Consider the following 15,182-nt stretch of genomic DNA (forward strand, 5'->3'; position numbering starts at 1 on the left):
CCATGGCGTGCCTCGGAGAACAATGGTTTCGACACCCTGGCCACCACCGCGCACGTCATCGTCTACGCGGAGGACGTGCCCGTGGCCACCGCCCGCCTGCTGCTGCCCAACCCCGAGGTGGCCCGCGCCACCGGACACCGGCTGGGCATCGATCTGGAGAGCAAGGTGGACCTCACGGACCTGGCGGGGGCCGGGCCTGGTGTTCGCCGAGACACCCGCTTCTGCATCCTCAAGGACTGGCGCCACTCCGCGGTCCTCATGCGGTTGCACGCCGGGCTCTATCAGGAGAGCCGCCTGCGGGGCGTGACGCACTGGATCGCCTCCGCCAACACGGAGACGGACTCGGCCGAGGACGCGCGCCTCCTCCACCAGGTGGCGGCCCACCAGGGCTGCTGAGCACCCGGTGGCGCGCGCGGACGCTCGTCTCGCCTCCGTCGCCGGAGGTCCCGACCGCGCCCCTCTACCCCCGAGGAGCGGGCGCGCGCCCACCAGGGGCACCTGGAGGGCCTGCGCCTGCCCCGGGTGTTGTCGCTCTTCTCCGGCAAGCTGGGCGCGCGGTTCATCGCCGAGCCCCTCTATGACGCGGGCTTCCGCCGCTTCTCCCTGCCCCTGGTCGCGCGCTCGACGCCACGCCCGCCAGCACCCGGGCGCTGTTCGACAAGCTGACCGCCCGCACCTCGCGCGGCTGAGTCGCGCCCGACTTTTCCCCCCACACCTCTTCACCTCACCACCCACGGTCCCCTTCCCGGGGCCCGAACAGGAGACGTCCATGCACACGCCCACCGAGAACCCCTCCCCGATGAACTGGCTCACCCTGTTGGAGCACGAGGCGCGCACGCTGCTCGCGGAGTTGGACGCGCACCCGAGGCCCGGCGGCTCTTCGACGGCAGCATCGACAAGGACCGCTACGTCCACTACCTCATCCAGACGTACCACTACGCGCGGTGGAGCACGCCCCTGATGGCCGAGGCGGGGCGGCGCATGAAGCGCCTGAACCCGAACTCCTGGCTGGGGGAGCTGTTGCAGCAGAAGGCCGACGAGGAGCGCGGGCACGAGCGCTGGCTGCTGTCGGACCTGCGGCAACTGGGCTGGTCCGCCGAGCGCGTCGAGCGGCAGATGCCCAACCCCGCGACCACCGCCTACGTGGCGTGGAACCGCTTCACCTCGCGCTGCGGCCGGCCCGAGGCGTTCCTCGGCACGGCCTACGTGCTGGAGTACCTGTCCGTGAGCCGCGCGAGCCAGTCCGTGGAGCGGATGCTCGCGGCGGACACCATCCCCAACATCCGCAAGGCCGTCACCTTCTTGAGGGCGCATGGCCCCACGGATGAGGGGCACGTGGCGGAGCTGACGTCGCTGTTGGGCTCCCTGGAGGAGCCGGAGGCGCGGGACGCGCTGCTCTTGTCCGCGCGCACCACCCGGGTGCTCTACCTGGGCTCTTCGCCTAGGAGCGTCGGGCCAGGGCGAGCAGCCCGGTCCGGCCCGAGGTCACCCCCAAGCGCTTGAAGGACGCCTCGACGTGGTCCTTCACCGTGCCCTCCTTGATGGCGAGCGCGGTGGCGATGTCCTGGTTGGACAGGCCCTGGGCGATGAGGGTCGCCACCTCGAATTCTTGGGCGTCAGGATCCGTCGCCACGCCTCGGGGATCGCGTGGAGCTCCTTGAGCCGGAGCTCCCACAGGTCGCGGCCCTCGATGCGCGGCAGTCGGGTGAAGCACACCTCCAGGGAGCTCGTCCCCCGCTCCTCCCGCCACACGAGGGGGGTGGACGTGACCACGGCACTCCCCGCCAGGAACGCGTCCATCCGCTCCTTCCAGGCCCGGGGGATTCCGTCCTCGTCCCGGTCCGAGCGGGAGGGGAACCACCGCTCCAGGAGGGCCGTGACGGCCTCCGTCCGGAAGCCTTCCCGCCGCCGGGCATCCAGCACGATGGCGTGGGCGCCTTCCTGGCGGGCAGCTCCTCCATCAGCTGACTGTGCGCGGACAGCGCGCCGAAGCGCGCGAAGTTCTGGAACGCCCCGGACAGGGCGGGGGTGAGTTGCTGCAACAGGCGCTGCTTCGTCGCGGAGAAGGCCCGGACGCGGTCGCTGTACAGCGCGACCGCGCCACTGCCCACCTGGGCTCGGGCACGAGCAGACCGCGAGCACGTGAGGCGCAGCGACTCCGCCTGCCACGCAGTGCGCATGCGCAGCCGGGAGTCGCACCTGCGCCGCGGCACGTGCTCGCGGTCCTGCTCGTGCCCGAGCACCAGGTGGGCAGTGGCGCGGTCGCGCTGTACAGCGACCGCGTCCGGGCCTTCTCCGCGACGAAGCAGCGCCTGTTGCAGCAACTCACCCCCGCCCTGTCCGGGGCGTTCCAGAACTTCGCGCGCTTCGGCGCGCTGTCCGCGCACAGTCAGCTGATGGAGGAGCTGCTCCGCCAGGAAGGCGCCCACGCCATCGTGCTGGATGCCCGGCGGCGGGAAGGCTTCCGGACGGAGGCCGTCACGGCCCTCCTGGAGCGGTGGTTCCCCTCCCGCTCGGACCGGGACGAGGACGGAATCCCCCGGGCCTGGAAGGAGCGGATGGACGCGTTCCTGGCGGGGAGTGCCGTGGTCACGTCCACCCCCCTCGTGTGGCGGGAGGAGCGGGGGACGAGCTCCCTGGAGGTGTGCTTCACCCGACTGCCGCGCATCGAGGGCCGCGACCTGTGGGAGCTCCGGCTCAAGGAGCTCCACGCGATCCCCGAGGCGTGGCGACGGATCCTGACGCCCAGAGAATTCGAGGTGGCGACCCTCATCGCCCAGGGCCTGTCCAACCAGGACATCGCCACCGCGCTCGCCATCAAGGAGGGCACGGTGAAGGACCACGTCGAGGCGTCCTTCAAGCGCTTGGGGGTGACCTCGGGCCGGACCGGGCTGCTCGCCCTGGCCCGACGCTCCTAGGCGAAGAGCCCCAGGTAGAGCACCCGGGTGGTGCGCGCGGACAAGAGCAGCGCGTCCCGCGCCTCCGGCTCCTCCAGGGAGCCCAACAGCGACGTCAGCTCCGCCACGTGCCCCTCATCCGTGGGGCCATGCGCCCTCAAGAAGGTGACGGCCTTGCGGATGTTGGGGATGGTGTCCGCCGCGAGCATCCGCTCCACGGACTGGCTCGCGCGGCTCACGGACAGGTACTCCAGCACGTAGGCCGTGCCGAGGAACGCCTCGGGCCGGCCGCAGCGCGAGGTGAAGCGGTTCCACGCCACGTAGGCGGTGGTCGCGGGGTTGGGCATCTGCCGCTCGACGCGCTCGGCGGACCAGCCCAGTTGCCGCAGGTCCGACAGCAGCCAGCGCTCGTGCCCGCGCTCCTCGTCGGCCTTCTGCTGCAACAGCTCCCCCAGCCAGGAGTTCGGGTTCAGGCGCTTCATGCGCCGCCCCGCCTCGGCCATCAGGGGCGTGCTCCACCGCGCGTAGTGGTACGTCTGGATGAGGTAGTGGACGTAGCGGTCCTTGTCGATGCTGCCGTCGAAGAGCCGCCGGGCCTCGGGGTGCGCGTCCAACTCCGCGAGCAGCGTGCGCGCCTCGTGCTCCAACAGGGTGAGCCAGTTCATCGGGGAGGGGTTCTCGGTGGGCGTGTGCATGGACGTCCTCCTGTTCGGGCCCCGGGAAGGGGACCGTGGGTGGTGAGGTGAAGAGGTGTGGGGGGAAAAGTCGGGCGCGACTCAGCCGCGCGAGGTGCGGGCGGTCAGCTTGTCGAACAGCGCCCGGGTGCTGGCGGGCGTGGCGTCGAGCGCCGCGACCAGGGGCAGGGAGAAGCGGCGGAAGCCCGCGTCATAGAGGGGCTCGGCGATGAACCGCGCGCCCAGCTTGCCGGAGAAGAGCGACAACACCCGGGGCAGGCGCAGGCCCTCCAGGTGCCCCTGGTGGGCGCGCGCCCGCTCCTCGGGGGTGTAGAGGGGCGCGGTCGGGACCTCCGGCGACGGAGGCGAGACGAGCGTCCGCGCGCGCCACCGGGTGCTCAGCAGCCCCTGGTGGGCCGCCACCTGGTGGAGGAGGCGCGCGTCCTCGGCCGAGTCCGTCTCCGTGTTGGCGGAGGCGATCCAGTGCGTCACGCCCCGCAGGCGGCTCTCCTGATAGAGCCCGGCGTGCAACCGCATGAGGACCGCGGAGTGGCGCCAGTCCTTGAGGATGCAGAAGCGGGTGGTCTCGGCGAACACCAGGCCCGGCCCCGCCAGGTCCGTGAGGTCCACCTTGCTCTCCAGATCGATGCCCAGCCGGTGTCCGGTGGCGCGGGCCACCTCGGGGTTGGGCAGCAGCAGGCGGGCGGTGGCCACGGGCACGTCCTCCGCGTAGACGATGACGTGCGCGGTGGTGGCCAGGGTGTCGAAACCATTGTTCTCCCGAGGCACGCCATGGGGCGTGCGTCCGAGCAGCTCCAGCTCCTCGCCGAAGACTTTCCAGCGCACGCGCAGCGCATCATCGAGCTGCCGCTGGGTGGCGGCGATGTGACAGGTCAGTGTGGCCATGAACCCCTCCTGACGGGTCGGCGTCGTGCCGAACCGTGCATTCAGGAAACTGTTCGGGGCCCGAGGCGCGAGTGCGCCGCGGCCGTCGTTTTTTCCCCTCTGCGGCCCCCCCCGAAAGGGGTATGGGCCCCCGGCACCGTCTTCCCTAGCTTCTTCGACAGCGGGGAGGTGCGCATGTCGTCGAGGGAGCGGATTTTGGTCATCTCGGGTCCGATAGGCGCGGGCAAGTCCACGCTCGCCGAGGGACTCGTCGCGCGCCACGGAGCGCACCGTGTCAGCTCCCGGGCGTTGTTGCTCGCGCGTCTGGAGGGACGCGGCGAGGACCGGCGCTCGCTCCAGGAGGCGGGGGCGGCGCTGGATCGGGAGACGGGCGGGCGCTGGGTGGCGGACAGCGTGAAGGAGCTCCTCCAGCGCGCGGAGGTGCCCCCATCCCTGCTCGTCGTGGATTCCGTCCGTGTCGCCGCCCAGGTCGAGTCCCTGCGAGAGGCCCTGGGCTCCCGGGTGCTCCACGTGCACTTGACCGCGCCCGAGCCGGAGCTCGCGGCGCGGTACGACCAGCGGCGTGCCCACGCGGCGTCCGATCCCGAGCGCACCTCGTTCGCGGAGGCCCGCGCCGACACCACGGAGCGCGGCGTGGAGGCGCTCGCGACGCGGGCGGACCTGGTGTTGGACACCCACCGCCATCCCACCGAGGCCGTGCGCGTCCAGGTCTCCGCCCTGCTCGGGTTGTACGGCCGGGACGCGGAGCGGCTCGTCGACGTGCTGGTGGGCGGCCAGTATGGCAGCGAGGGCAAGGGCCAGATCGCCGCCTACCTCGCCCCCGAGTACGACGTCCTCGTGCGGGTGGGGGGGCCCAACGCCGGACATCGCGTGTACGAGGAGGGCGTTCCCTATACCTTCCACCTCCTGCCCTCGGGGACGCGGGTAGCCCCCCGGACACGGGTGGTGCTGGGTCCTGGAGCCACGCTCGACCTGACGGTACTTCAGCAGGAGATCGCCGACTGTCGGCTCGAGCCGGGGCGGCTCTTCATCGACCCCCAGGCACTCCTCATCGAGCCCGAGGACGTCGCGTTCGAGGAGGCGTCCTTGCGCCAGCAGATCGCATCGACAGCACGAGGCGTGGGGGCCGCGGCCGCGCGCAAGGTGCTGCGCACGGCGGCGCGGCTCCCGGTGCGCTTCGCCCGGGACATCCCGGAGCTCGGGCCCTACCTGCGTCCCACGCGGGAGGTGCTGGAGGACGCCTACGCGCGGGGAGGCCGGGTGCTCGTCGAGGGAACCCAGGGGGCGGGCTTGAGCCTGCACCATGGGGACTACCCCTACGTGACCTCGCGGGACACGACGGCGAGCGGGTGCCTGGCGGAGGCCGGCATCGCGCCCGGGCGGGTGCGCAAGACGCTCCTGGTGTGCCGCACCTACCCCATCCGGGTGCAGAACCCAGAGAGAGGGACGGAGGAAGGGACGGGCACCTCGGGGCCCATGGTCGCAGAGCTGTCCTGGGAGGAGATCGCCCGGCGCTCGGGCCTGCCGCTGGACGAGCTGCGCGCCCAGGAGCGGACCTCGACGACGAACCGTCAGCGGCGGGTCGCCGAGTTCGATTGGGCCCTGCTGCGCAAGGCCGCCGCGCTCAACGCCCCCACGGACGTGGTGCTGACCTTCCTGGACTACCTCGCCGCGGGCCACCGCTCCGCCCGACGCATCGAGCAGCTGACTCCCGAGGCGCACCGCCTCATCGAGGGCATCGAGCGGGTCGCCCAGTCCCCCGTGTCGCTGCTGTCCACGGGCTTCGGGTTTCGGAGCATCCTCGACCGGAGGGCGTGGTGAGCGGCATGGACGCGAAGGCCTTCGCCGAGCGGTTCCCCCAGCTCTTCCACATGGCGGAGGCGGGCAGCTGGCCGAGCATCCAGCGCCACGGGTTGTTGAGCACCTCGGCGCTCCTGGAGCTCTTCGAGGTCCAGGGCGAGCGCCGGGTGGCCCTGGAGGCGCGGCATCGGCCCGAGTCGGTCGCGCTCCAGCACCCCCGGCACGGGACGGCGGTCGTCCGGGACCAGAAGCCCATGGATGACCAGGGGCTCGCGCGGAGCCTGGGTGGGGGTTTGTCCCCGACGGACTGGTACCGGCTGCTCAACGCCCGGGTCTTCTTCTGGGTCAGCGCCGAGCGGCTCACCCGGCTGCTCGGGGCCCGAGCGTACCGGGACAAGCGGCAGACGGTGCTGACGGTGGACACCGCGCGGCTGCTGGCGCGTCACGAGGCGCGTGTCCTGCTCTCCCCCATCAACAGTGGGGCGACCAAGCCGTTCCCCGCGCCCCGGGGGCCGGACACCTTCCTGTCCCTGGCGCGCTACCCGTTCGCCTACTGGGACCAGAAGAGAAAGCGCCGGGAGCCGGTGGTGGAGCTGACCGTGGAACATTCCGTGCCCGACATCCGGGAGCTCGTGCTGCGGGTCGAGGACTACGAGGCGGGCCACCCCGTCGCGACCCCATAGCCCGAGCGGGCGGGAGTCAAGGGGGGAGCGGGCCGCTCGCCCTCGATGGGGCGGCTCGGCCATAATGGGGGGTACCCCGATGCGTGCACTCCTCCTGTCCGCCCTGTTGTCCGCCGCCCCGCCGCCCTCCGCCGCCCAGGCCCAGAAGCTCGCCGAGCAGGAGCAGTGGGACGAGCTGTACCTCGCCTGGGCCGCCGTCAAACCCCAGGGCTACTCCGCCCCCGACCGCCGCGCCGTCGCCCTCGCCCTCGGCAAGGGCTGTGACGCCCTGTCCGGCACCGATGCCGTCATGGCGTATTCGCTGGGCGAGCGCGCCGTGCTCTTCGAGGAGACCGTGCCCGGCCTGCGCTGTCTGGCGAAGACCTCGCTCGCCACCGAGCAGCGCGGCGGCGCCGAGGAGGCCCTGCGCCGGGGCCACAAGCGCTTTCCCAAGGAGGGCGCCTTCGCGCTGGAGCTCGGGCGGCTCTTGCTGGAGGACAAGGATGCCCAGGGCGCGCTCGAGGTGCTCCAGCGCATTTCCCCGCGCGCGCCCGAGGCGGAGCAGGCCCGGGAACTCCTGGAGAAGGCCCGAGGCGCCTCCAGCGAGGAGCGCGAGGCCCGCTCCCAGGCGCGCGCCATCGAGCGGCGCTTCTCCGGCGAGGGGGACAGCGCGGGGCTGCCCCCCGCCGCCCCGAGCACCTCCGGACTCTCCTACGCGTCCGGCGTGGGCGAGGACGGCATGCGCACGCGCGCCAACAGCCGCTTCATCGTGAAGTACTTCAACAACGCGCGCGACTTCAGCCAGCGCGCCGAGTACGAGGGCCGCATCGTCGCCGCGCTCGACGAGGCGCATGGCCACACCCGCCAGGTGCTCGGCGAGGCGCGCGAGGCGCCCGTGGACGTCGTGCTCTACACCCGCGAGGAGTTCCGCACCCACCAGGGCGCCGCGCTCGCGCGCACCGTGGCCGGGCTGTACTCGGCCGGCGCCATCCGCATCAACGACGCCGCGGAGCTCACCCGCCAGACCAAGGCCACGCTCGTGCACGAGTACGTCCACGCCGTGGTGGATGACCTCGTCCAAGCCGCGCGCGGCGGCCAGCACGTGCCCGTCTGGCTCAACGAGGGCCTGGCCGAGTACGTGGAATGGCGCTACCTGGGCCACGACAAGCCCCCCGTCCAGATGGCCAACCGCCTGCGCGGCGCCGCCCAGGCCGACCAGCTGCCCTCCCTGGAGCAGATGTCCGGCCAGTCCCTCATCTCCCTGGGGGATCCGGGGCTGGCGTACGCGACCTCGGCCATGGCCGTGCGGGAGCTGATGGCCGACGGAGGGCCCGGCCGCCTGCTCAGGCTCATCCGCGAGGTGGGCGAGGGCGCCCCCTTCGAGCAAGCCCTGCGCGACCGCTACGGCCGGACGATTCCAGAATTGAACGAGGCCGTGAAGGCCGCTCTCTCGCGCAGGTAACAGGCGGGCGGAATCCACGGACGCGAAGTTTACCCCCCTGTCCGAGTCTCCTAGAGTCCGGCTGGGAAATTTCTTGCTTGGCGCTGCACCGGGAGCACCGGTTCCCCCGGTTCGCAGCGAGGTGACGGATGTCCGACACACGCGCGGCGATGAGGGAGTACCGCTTCTTGAACGAGAAGCGGGCACGGGGGAGTTTCTCTCCCGTCGAGGAGGCTCGTTGGAACGAGCTCCGGGGCCAACTGGGAGACCCGGGGGCCACGGGGGCGGAGCCGATGGTCGCGGAAGCCGCGCCTCAGGGCTACTACGGCGAGGACGGCCAGTGGTACGCCTACCCCGCCGACTACACCGCCCCGCAGCAGCCCCAGGGCTACTACGGCGAGGACGGCCAGTGGTACGCCTACCCCGCCGACTACACCGCCCCGCAGCAGCCCCAGGGCTACTACGGCGAGGACGGCCAGTGGTACGCCTACCCCGCTGACTACACCGCCCCGCAGCAGCCCCAGGGCTACTACGGCGAGGACGGCCAGTGGTACGCCTACCCCGCCAACTACGACGCCCAGCAGCCCCAGGGCTACTACGGCGAGGATGGCCAGTGGTACGCCTACCCCACGAGCGATGACGCCCAGGCCCAGGCGCCCGCCGCCGAGACGCTGACCGCCGAGGAGCCGGTGGCCGAGGCCGCGCAGTTCGAGGCGCCCGCCCCCGTGACGCCGTTCGTGCTGCAGACCACCCTCGAGGTGGACACCTCCGCCCTGGACCTGTCCGCCGCCGAGCCCGACATGCCCGTGATGGAGGCGGAGTCCTCCTGGGCGGACGTCGAGCCCGAGCCCGCGGAGCCCGCGCCGCTCGAGCCCATGGCCGAGGAGGTCTTCGAGGTCGCCGACACGGACCTCGCGCCCGTCAGCGCCGCCACGCCCCTGCCCGAGCCCATCATCGAGTCCGTCGACATGGGGGACTGGGAAGACAGCCCCGCGCCCGAGCCGGAGCCCGTCCTGGCGGCGCCCGAGCCCGTGCAGGAGCTGGGCGAGGACGACTTCTCCTCCCTCAACAACGATGAGAGCGCCGCTTCCGCCGTGCCCCCCCGGGCCGCCGCGCCGCGCGTGGAGGAGCTGAGCCCCACCCAGACGCTCGACATCCCCGCGACCGACATCTCGGTGCTCGACGCCTCGGGCCACCTGCCTCCGTCCGAGGAGCCCGTGCAGCCCGTCTCCGAGGAGTGGGAGTCCACGGCGCCGTCCTCCGCCGACGCCTGGGAGGAGGGGGACGTGCCCCGCGCGTTCGACTCCGACGAGGACGGCCTGGCCGACGCGGATCGCATGGAGGTCACCGCCTCCTACGCCCTGCCCTCCTACCCCTCGAGCGTCACCCCGCCTCCGCCGGCGCCCGCGCCGCTCGCCCTGGAGGAGAGCCCCACGTTCGATGTGTCCGAGCTCGAGGCCTCGCCCGAGCCGCGCGATGCCTACCCCGCGGTGGAGACGCCCTGGGAGACGCCCGTGGACGAGCTCTCGGCCAGCACGCCGGTCGCGGAGGCGCCCCACCGCTAGGCATCGCGCGGCTCGGGCGAGGCCTCGAGCTCGGACACATAACGTGGGCTCTCCTCCAGGGCGAGCGGCGCGGGCGCCGGCGGAGGCGGGGTGACGCTCGAGGGGTAGGAGGGCAGGGCGTAGGAGGCGGTGACCTCCATGCGATCCGCGTCGGCCAGGCCGTCCTCGTCGGAGTCGAACGCGCGGGGCACGTCCCCCTCCTCCCAGGCGTCGGCGAGGAGGCGGCGCCGTGGACTCCCACTCCTCGGAGACGGCTGCACGGGCTCCTCGGACGGAGGCAGGTGGCCCGAGGCGTCGAGCACCGAGATGTCGTCGCGGGATGTCGAGCGTCTGGGTGGGGCTCAGCTCCTCCACGCGCGGCGCGGCGGCCCGGGGGGGCACGGCGGAAGCGGCGCTCTCATCGTTGTTGAGGGAGGAGAAGTCGTCCTCGCCCAGCTCCTGCACGGGCTCGGGCGCCGCCAGGACGGGCTCCGGCTCGGGCGCGGGGCTGTCTTCCCAGTCCCCCATGTCGACGGACTCGATGATGGGCTCGGGCAGGGGCGTGGCGGCGCTGACGGGCGCGAGGTCCGTGTCGGCGACCTCGAAGACCTCCTCGGCCATGGGCTCGAGCGGCGCGGGCTCCGCGGGCTCGGGCTCGACGTCCGCCCAGGAGGACTCCGCCTCCATCACGGGCATGTCGGGCTCGGCGGCGGACAGGTCCAGGGCGGAGGTGTCCACCTCGAGGGTGGTCTGCAGCACGAACGGCGTCACGGGGGCGGGCGCCTCGAACTGCGCGGCCTCGGCCACCGGCTCCTCGGCGGTCAGCGTCTCGGCGGCGGGCGCCTGGGCCTGGGCGTCATCGCTCGTGGGTAGGCGTACCACTGGCCATCCTCGCCGTAGTAGCCCTGGGGCTGCTGGGCGTCGTAGTTGGCGGGGTAGGCGTACCACTGGCCGTCCTCGCCGTAGTAGCCCTGGGGCTGCTGCGGGGCGGTGTAGTCAGCGGGGTAGGCGTACCACTGGCCGTCCTCGCCGTAGTAGCCCTGGGGCTGCTGCGGGGCGGTGTAGTCGGCGGGGTAGGCGTACCACTGGCCGTCCTCGCCGTAGTAGCCCTGGGCTGCTGCGGGGCGGTGTAGTCGGCGGGGTAGGCGTACCACTGGCCGTCCTCGCCGTAGTAGCCCTGAGGCGCGGCTTCCGCGACCATCGGCTCCGCCCCCGTGGCCCCCGGGTCTCCCAGTTGGCCCCGGAGCTCGTTCCAACGAGCCTCCTCGACGGGAGAGAAACTCCCCCGTGCCCGCTTCTCGTTCAAGAAGCGGTACTCCCTCATCGCCGCGCGTGTGTCGGACATCCGTCACCTCGCTGCGAACCGGGGGAACCGGTGCTCCCGGTGCAGCGCCAAGCAAGAAATTTCCCAGCCGGACTCTAGGAGACTCGGACAGGGGGGTAAACTTCGCGTCCGTGGATTCCGCCCGCCTGTTACCTGCGCGAGAGAGCGGCCTTCACGGCCTCGTTCAATTCTGGAATCGTCCGGCCGTAGCCGGTCGCGCAGGGCTTGCTCGAAGGGGGGCCCTCGCCCACCTCGCGGATGAGCCTGAGCAGGCGGCCGGGCCCTCCGTCGGCCATCAGCTCCCGCACGGCCATGGCCGAGGTCGCGTACGCCAGCCCCGGATCCCCCAGGGAGATGAGGGACTGGCCGGACATCTGCTCCAGGGAGGGCAGCTGGTCGGCCTGGGCGGCGCGCCGCGCAGGCGGTTGGCCATCTGGACGGGGGGCTTGTCGTGGCCCAGGTAGCGCCATTCCACGTACTCGGCCAGGCCCTCGTTGAGCCAGACGGGCACGTGCTGGCCGCCGCGCGCGGCTTGGACGAGGTCATCCACCACGGCGTGGACGTACTCGTGCACGAGCGTGGCCTTGGTCTGGCGGGTGAGCTCCGCGGCGTCGTTGATGCGGATGGCGCCGGCCGAGTACAGCCCGGCCACGGTGCGCGCGAGCGCGGCGCCCTGGTGGGTGCGGAACTCCTCGCGGGTGTAGAGCACGACGTCCACGGGCGCCTCGCGCGCCTCGCCGAGCACCTGGCGGGTGTGGCCATGCGCCTCGTCGAGCGCGGCGACGATGCGGCCCTCGTACTCGGCGCGCTGGCTGAAGTCGCGCGCGTTGTTGAAGTACTTCACGATGAAGCGGCTGTGGCGCGCGTGCGCATGCCGTCCTCGCCCACGCCGGACGCGTAGGAGAGTCCGGAGGTGCTCGGGGCGGCGGGGGGCAGCCCCGCGCTGTCCCCCTCGCCGGAGAAGCGCCGCTCGATGGCGCGCGCCTGGGAGCGGGCCTCGCGCTCCTCGCTGGAGGCGCCTCGGGCCTTCTCCAGGAGTTCCCGGGCCTGCTCCGCCTCGGGCGCGCGCGGGGAAATGCGCTGGAGCACCTCGAGCGCGCCCTGGGCATCCTTGTCCTCCAGCAAGAGCCGCCCGAGCTCCAGCGCGAAGGCGCCCTCCTTGGGAAAGCGCTTGTGGCCCCGGCGCAGGGCCTCCTCGGCGCCGCCGCGCTGCTCGGTGGCGAGCGAGGTCTTCGCCAGACAGCGCAGGCCGGGCACGGTCTCCTCGAAGAGCACGGCGCGCTCGCCCAGCGAATACGCCATGACGGCATCGGTGCCGGACAGGGCGTCACAGCCCTTGCCGAGGGCGAGGGCGACGGCGCGGCGGTCGGGGGCGGAGTAGCCCTGGGGTTTGACGGCGGCCCAGGCGAGGTACAGCTCGTCCCACTGCTCCTGCTCGGCGAGCTTCTGGGCCTGGGCGGCGGAGGGCGGCGGGGCGGCGGACAACAGGGCGGACAGGAGGAGTGCACGCATCGGGGTACCCCCCATTATGGCCGAGCCGCCCCATCGAGGGCGAGCGGCCCGCTCCCCCCTTGACTCCCGCCCGCTCGGGCTATGGGGTCGCGACGGGGTGGCCCGCCTCGTAGTCCTCGACCCGCAGCACGAGCTCCCGGATGTCGGGCACGGAATGTTCCACGGTCAGCTCCACCACCGGCTCCCGGCGCTTTCTCTTCTGGTCCCAGTAGGCGAACGGGTAGCGCGCCAGGGACAGGAAGGTGTCCGGCCCCCGGGGCGCGGGGAACGGCTTGGTCGCCCCACTGTTGATGGGGGAGAGCAGGACACGCGCCTCGTGACGCGCCAGCAGCCGCGCGGTGTCCACCGTCAGCACCGTCTGCCGCTTGTCCCGGTACGCTCGGGCCCCGAGCAGCCGGGTGAGCCGCTCGGCGCTGACCCAGAAGAAGACCCGGGCGTTGAGCAGCCGGTACCAGTCCGTCGGGGACAAACCCCCACCCAGGCTCCGCGCGAGCCCCTGGTCATCCATGGGCTTCTGGTCCCGGACGACCGCCGTCCCGTGCCGGGGGTGCTGGAGCGCGACCGACTCGGGCCGATGCCGCGCCTCCAGGGCCACCCGGCGCTCGCCCTGGACCTCGAAGAGCTCCAGGAGCGCCGAGGTGCTCAACAACCCGTGGCGCTGGATGCTCGGCCAGCTGCCCGCCTCCGCCATGTGGAAGAGCTGGGGGAACCGCTCGGCGAAGGCCTTCGCGTCCATGCCGCTCACCACGCCCTCCGGTCGAGGATGCTCCGAAACCCGAAGCCCGTGGACAGCAGCGACACGGGGGACTGGGCGACCCGCTCGATGCCCTCGATGAGGCGGTGCGCCTCGGGAGTCAGCTGCTCGATGCGTCGGGCGGAGCGGTGGCCCGCGGCGAGGTAGTCCAGGAAGGTCAGCACCACGTCCGTGGGGGCGTTGAGCGCGGCGGCCTTGCGCAGCAGGGCCCAATCGAACTCGGCGACCCGCCGCTGACGGTTCGTCGTCGAGGTCCGCTCCTGGGCGCGCAGCTCGTCCAGCGGCAGGCCCGAGCGCCGGGCGATCTCCTCCCAGGACAGCTCTGCGACCATGGGCCCCGAGGTGCCCGTCCCTTCCTCCGTCCCTCTCTCTGGGTTCTGCACCCGGATGGGGTAGGTGCGGCACACCAGGAGCGTCTTGCGCACCCGCCCGGGCGCGATGCCGGCCTCCGCCAGGCACCCGCTCGCCGTCGTGTCCCGCGAGGTCACGTAGGGGTAGTCCCCATGGTGCAGGCTCAAGCCCGCCCCCTGGGTTCCCTCGACGAGCACCCGGCCTCCCCGCGCGTAGGCGTCCTCCAGCACCTCCCGCGTGGGACGCAGGTAGGGCCGAGCTCCGGGATGTCCCGGGCGAAGCGCACCGGGAGCCGCGCCGCCGTGCGCAGCACCTTGCGCGCGGCCGCGGCCCCCACGCCTCGTGCTGTCGATGCGATCTGCTGGCGCAAGGACGCCTCCTCGAACGCGACGTCCTCGGGCTCGATGAGGAGTGCCTGGGGGTCGATGAAGAGCCGCCCCGGCTCGAGCCGACAGTCGGCGATCTCCTGCTGAAGTACCGTCAGGTCGAGCGTGGCTCCAGGACCCAGCACCACCCGTGTCCGGGGGGCTACCCGCGTCCCCGAGGGCAGGAGGTGGAAGGTATAGGGAACGCCCTCCTCGTACACGCGATGTCCGGCGTTGGGCCCCCCACCCGCACGAGGACGTCGTACTCGGGGGCGAGGTAGGCGGCGATCTGGCCCTTGCCCTCGCTGCCATACTGGCCGCCCACCAGCACGTCGACGAGCCCTCCGCGTCCCGGCCGTACAACCCGAGCAGGGCGGAGACCTGGACGCGCACGGCCTCGGTGGGATGGCGGTGGGTGTCCAACACCAGGTCCGCCCGCGTCGCGAGCGCCTCCACGCCGCGCTCCGTGGTGTCGGCGCGGGCCTCCGCGAACGAGGTGCGCTCGGGATCGGACGCCGCGTGGGCACGCCGCTGGTCGTACCGCGCCGCGAGCTCCGGCTCGGGCGCGGTCAAGTGCACGTGGAGCACCCGGGAGCCCAGGGCCTCTCGCAGGGACTCGACCTGGGCGGCGACACGGACGGAATCCACGACGAGCAGGGATGGGGGCACCTCCGCGCGCTGGAGGAGCTCCTTCACGCTGTCCGCCACCCAGCGCCCGCCCGTCTCCCGATCCAGCGCCGCCCCCGCCTCCTGGAGCGAGCGCCGGTCCTCGCCGCGTCCCTCCAGACGCGCGAGCAACAACGCCCGGGAGCTGACACGGTGCGCTCCGTGGCGCGCGACGAGTCCCTCGGCGAGCGTGGACTTGCCCGCGCCTATCGGACCCGAGATGACCAAAATCCGCTCCCTCGACGACATGCGCACCTCCCCGCTGTCGAAGAAGCTAGGGAAGACG

The 15,182-nt window shown here is 72.5% G+C and carries 16 protein-coding genes and 2 pseudogenes; 7 read left to right on the forward strand and 11 right to left on the reverse strand.

Annotation, left to right across the window (positions count from 1 at the left end):
- Together I3V78_RS39725 and I3V78_RS38765 are read left to right on the forward strand one after the other, a co-directional pair.
- Positions 1-396, forward strand: a pseudogene (locus I3V78_RS39725) (GNAT family N-acetyltransferase); the annotation flags it as partial.
- A 525-nt stretch (positions 397-921) separates the two neighbouring features.
- On the forward strand, positions 922-1,503 hold the full coding sequence (locus tag I3V78_RS38765; RefSeq protein ID WP_338023871.1) for an iron-containing redox enzyme family protein: 582 nt from the start codon (positions 922-924) through the stop codon (positions 1,501-1,503).
- Here I3V78_RS38765 and I3V78_RS39730 read toward each other — a convergent pair.
- Complete coding sequence (locus tag I3V78_RS39730) at positions 1,442-1,633, reverse strand: response regulator transcription factor (RefSeq protein WP_338023868.1); 192 nt, start codon at positions 1,631-1,633, stop codon at positions 1,442-1,444. The genes I3V78_RS38765 and I3V78_RS39730 overlap by 62 nt on opposite strands.
- Positions 1,634-2,213: 580 nt before the next feature.
- Between I3V78_RS39730 and I3V78_RS40280 the strand changes: the two genes are divergently transcribed.
- Complete coding sequence (locus I3V78_RS40280; RefSeq protein WP_204496979.1) at positions 2,214-2,918, forward strand: LuxR C-terminal-related transcriptional regulator; 705 nt, start codon at positions 2,214-2,216, stop codon at positions 2,916-2,918.
- Here the strand turns inward: I3V78_RS40280 and I3V78_RS38780 are convergent.
- Positions 2,915-3,592 (reverse strand): iron-containing redox enzyme family protein, encoded by a 678-nt coding sequence (locus tag I3V78_RS38780; RefSeq protein ID WP_204486781.1) that lies wholly within the window; start codon positions 3,590-3,592, stop codon positions 2,915-2,917. The genes I3V78_RS40280 and I3V78_RS38780 overlap by 4 nt on opposite strands.
- Before the next feature lie 81 nt (positions 3,593-3,673).
- The gene (locus tag I3V78_RS38785; RefSeq protein WP_204486779.1) at positions 3,674-4,477 is read right to left on the reverse strand and encodes a GNAT family N-acetyltransferase; all 804 of its coding nucleotides are present in this window, start codon (positions 4,475-4,477) and stop codon (positions 3,674-3,676) included.
- 174 nt (positions 4,478-4,651) lie between these two features.
- Between I3V78_RS38785 and I3V78_RS38790 the strand changes: the two genes are divergently transcribed.
- From I3V78_RS38790 to I3V78_RS38805, 4 genes are all read left to right on the forward strand, one after another.
- Positions 4,652-6,298, forward strand: coding sequence for an adenylosuccinate synthetase (locus I3V78_RS38790; protein ID WP_204486777.1), 1,647 nt, complete (start codon positions 4,652-4,654; stop codon positions 6,296-6,298).
- 5 nt (positions 6,299-6,303) lie between these two features.
- A complete protein-coding gene (locus tag I3V78_RS38795) occupies positions 6,304-6,960 on the forward strand; it encodes a DUF7002 family protein (protein ID WP_204486775.1) in 657 nt (218 codons plus the stop codon).
- 79 nt (positions 6,961-7,039) lie between these two features.
- Complete coding sequence (locus I3V78_RS38800; protein WP_204486772.1) at positions 7,040-8,401, forward strand: peptidase MA family metallohydrolase; 1,362 nt, start codon at positions 7,040-7,042, stop codon at positions 8,399-8,401.
- A 272-nt stretch (positions 8,402-8,673) separates the two neighbouring features.
- Entirely contained in the window at positions 8,674-9,945 is a 1,272-nt protein-coding gene (locus I3V78_RS38805) for a hypothetical protein (RefSeq protein WP_204496980.1), read from the forward strand.
- Here the strand turns inward: I3V78_RS38805 and I3V78_RS38810 are convergent.
- The 8 genes and pseudogenes from I3V78_RS38810 to I3V78_RS40430 all read right to left on the reverse strand — a co-directional run.
- Positions 9,942-10,136: a hypothetical protein gene (locus I3V78_RS38810; protein ID WP_204496981.1), complete on the reverse strand. Its 195-nt coding sequence runs from the start codon at positions 10,134-10,136 to the stop codon at positions 9,942-9,944. The genes I3V78_RS38805 and I3V78_RS38810 overlap by 4 nt on opposite strands.
- A gap of 609 nt (positions 10,137-10,745) precedes the next feature.
- Complete coding sequence (locus I3V78_RS38815) at positions 10,746-11,078, reverse strand: hypothetical protein (protein WP_204496982.1); 333 nt, start codon at positions 11,076-11,078, stop codon at positions 10,746-10,748.
- Positions 11,079-11,543: 465 nt separating this feature from the next.
- Positions 11,544-12,092: a hypothetical protein gene (locus I3V78_RS39740; RefSeq protein ID WP_239578785.1), complete on the reverse strand. Its 549-nt coding sequence runs from the start codon at positions 12,090-12,092 to the stop codon at positions 11,544-11,546.
- Positions 12,089-12,760: a tetratricopeptide repeat protein gene (locus I3V78_RS39745; RefSeq protein WP_239578786.1), complete on the reverse strand. Its 672-nt coding sequence runs from the start codon at positions 12,758-12,760 to the stop codon at positions 12,089-12,091. The genes I3V78_RS39740 and I3V78_RS39745 overlap by 4 nt, the downstream gene beginning before the upstream one ends.
- Before the next feature lie 79 nt (positions 12,761-12,839).
- A complete protein-coding gene (locus I3V78_RS38825) occupies positions 12,840-13,496 on the reverse strand; it encodes a DUF7002 family protein (RefSeq protein ID WP_204486775.1) in 657 nt (218 codons plus the stop codon).
- 5 nt (positions 13,497-13,501) lie between these two features.
- A complete protein-coding gene (locus I3V78_RS39750) occupies positions 13,502-14,062 on the reverse strand; it encodes an adenylosuccinate synthetase (RefSeq protein WP_338023869.1) in 561 nt (186 codons plus the stop codon).
- Positions 14,029-14,757 (reverse strand): adenylosuccinate synthetase, encoded by a 729-nt coding sequence (locus I3V78_RS40285; RefSeq protein ID WP_338023870.1) that lies wholly within the window; start codon positions 14,755-14,757, stop codon positions 14,029-14,031. Before I3V78_RS40285 ends, I3V78_RS39750 begins: the two co-directional genes overlap by 34 nt.
- Positions 14,720-15,145 (reverse strand): annotated as a pseudogene (locus I3V78_RS40430) (AAA family ATPase); the annotation flags it as partial. The gene I3V78_RS40285 and the pseudogene I3V78_RS40430, both read right to left, overlap by 38 nt.
- Between the last annotated feature and the right edge of the window lie 37 nt (positions 15,146-15,182).

Origin of the sequence: Archangium primigenium (assembly GCF_016904885.1) — a bacterium.
Classification (GTDB): domain Bacteria; phylum Myxococcota; class Myxococcia; order Myxococcales; family Myxococcaceae; genus Cystobacter; species Cystobacter primigenius.

Coding starts and splice junctions, on each gene's coding strand:
- I3V78_RS38780 (WP_204486781.1), bottom strand. CDS start 3,592: ATGCACACGCCCACCGAGAACCCCTCCCCGATGAACTGGCTCACCCTG.
- I3V78_RS38785 (WP_204486779.1), bottom strand. CDS start 4,477: ATGGCCACACTGACCTGTCACATCGCCGCCACCCAGCGGCAGCTCGAT.
- I3V78_RS38790 (WP_204486777.1), top strand. CDS start 4,652: ATGTCGTCGAGGGAGCGGATTTTGGTCATCTCGGGTCCGATAGGCGCG.
- I3V78_RS38795 (WP_204486775.1), top strand. CDS start 6,304: ATGGACGCGAAGGCCTTCGCCGAGCGGTTCCCCCAGCTCTTCCACATG.
- I3V78_RS38800 (WP_204486772.1), top strand. CDS start 7,040: ATGCGTGCACTCCTCCTGTCCGCCCTGTTGTCCGCCGCCCCGCCGCCC.
- I3V78_RS38805 (WP_204496980.1), top strand. CDS start 8,674: ATGGTCGCGGAAGCCGCGCCTCAGGGCTACTACGGCGAGGACGGCCAG.
- I3V78_RS39745 (WP_239578786.1), bottom strand. CDS start 12,760: ATGCGTGCACTCCTCCTGTCCGCCCTGTTGTCCGCCGCCCCGCCGCCC.
- I3V78_RS38825 (WP_204486775.1), bottom strand. CDS start 13,496: ATGGACGCGAAGGCCTTCGCCGAGCGGTTCCCCCAGCTCTTCCACATG.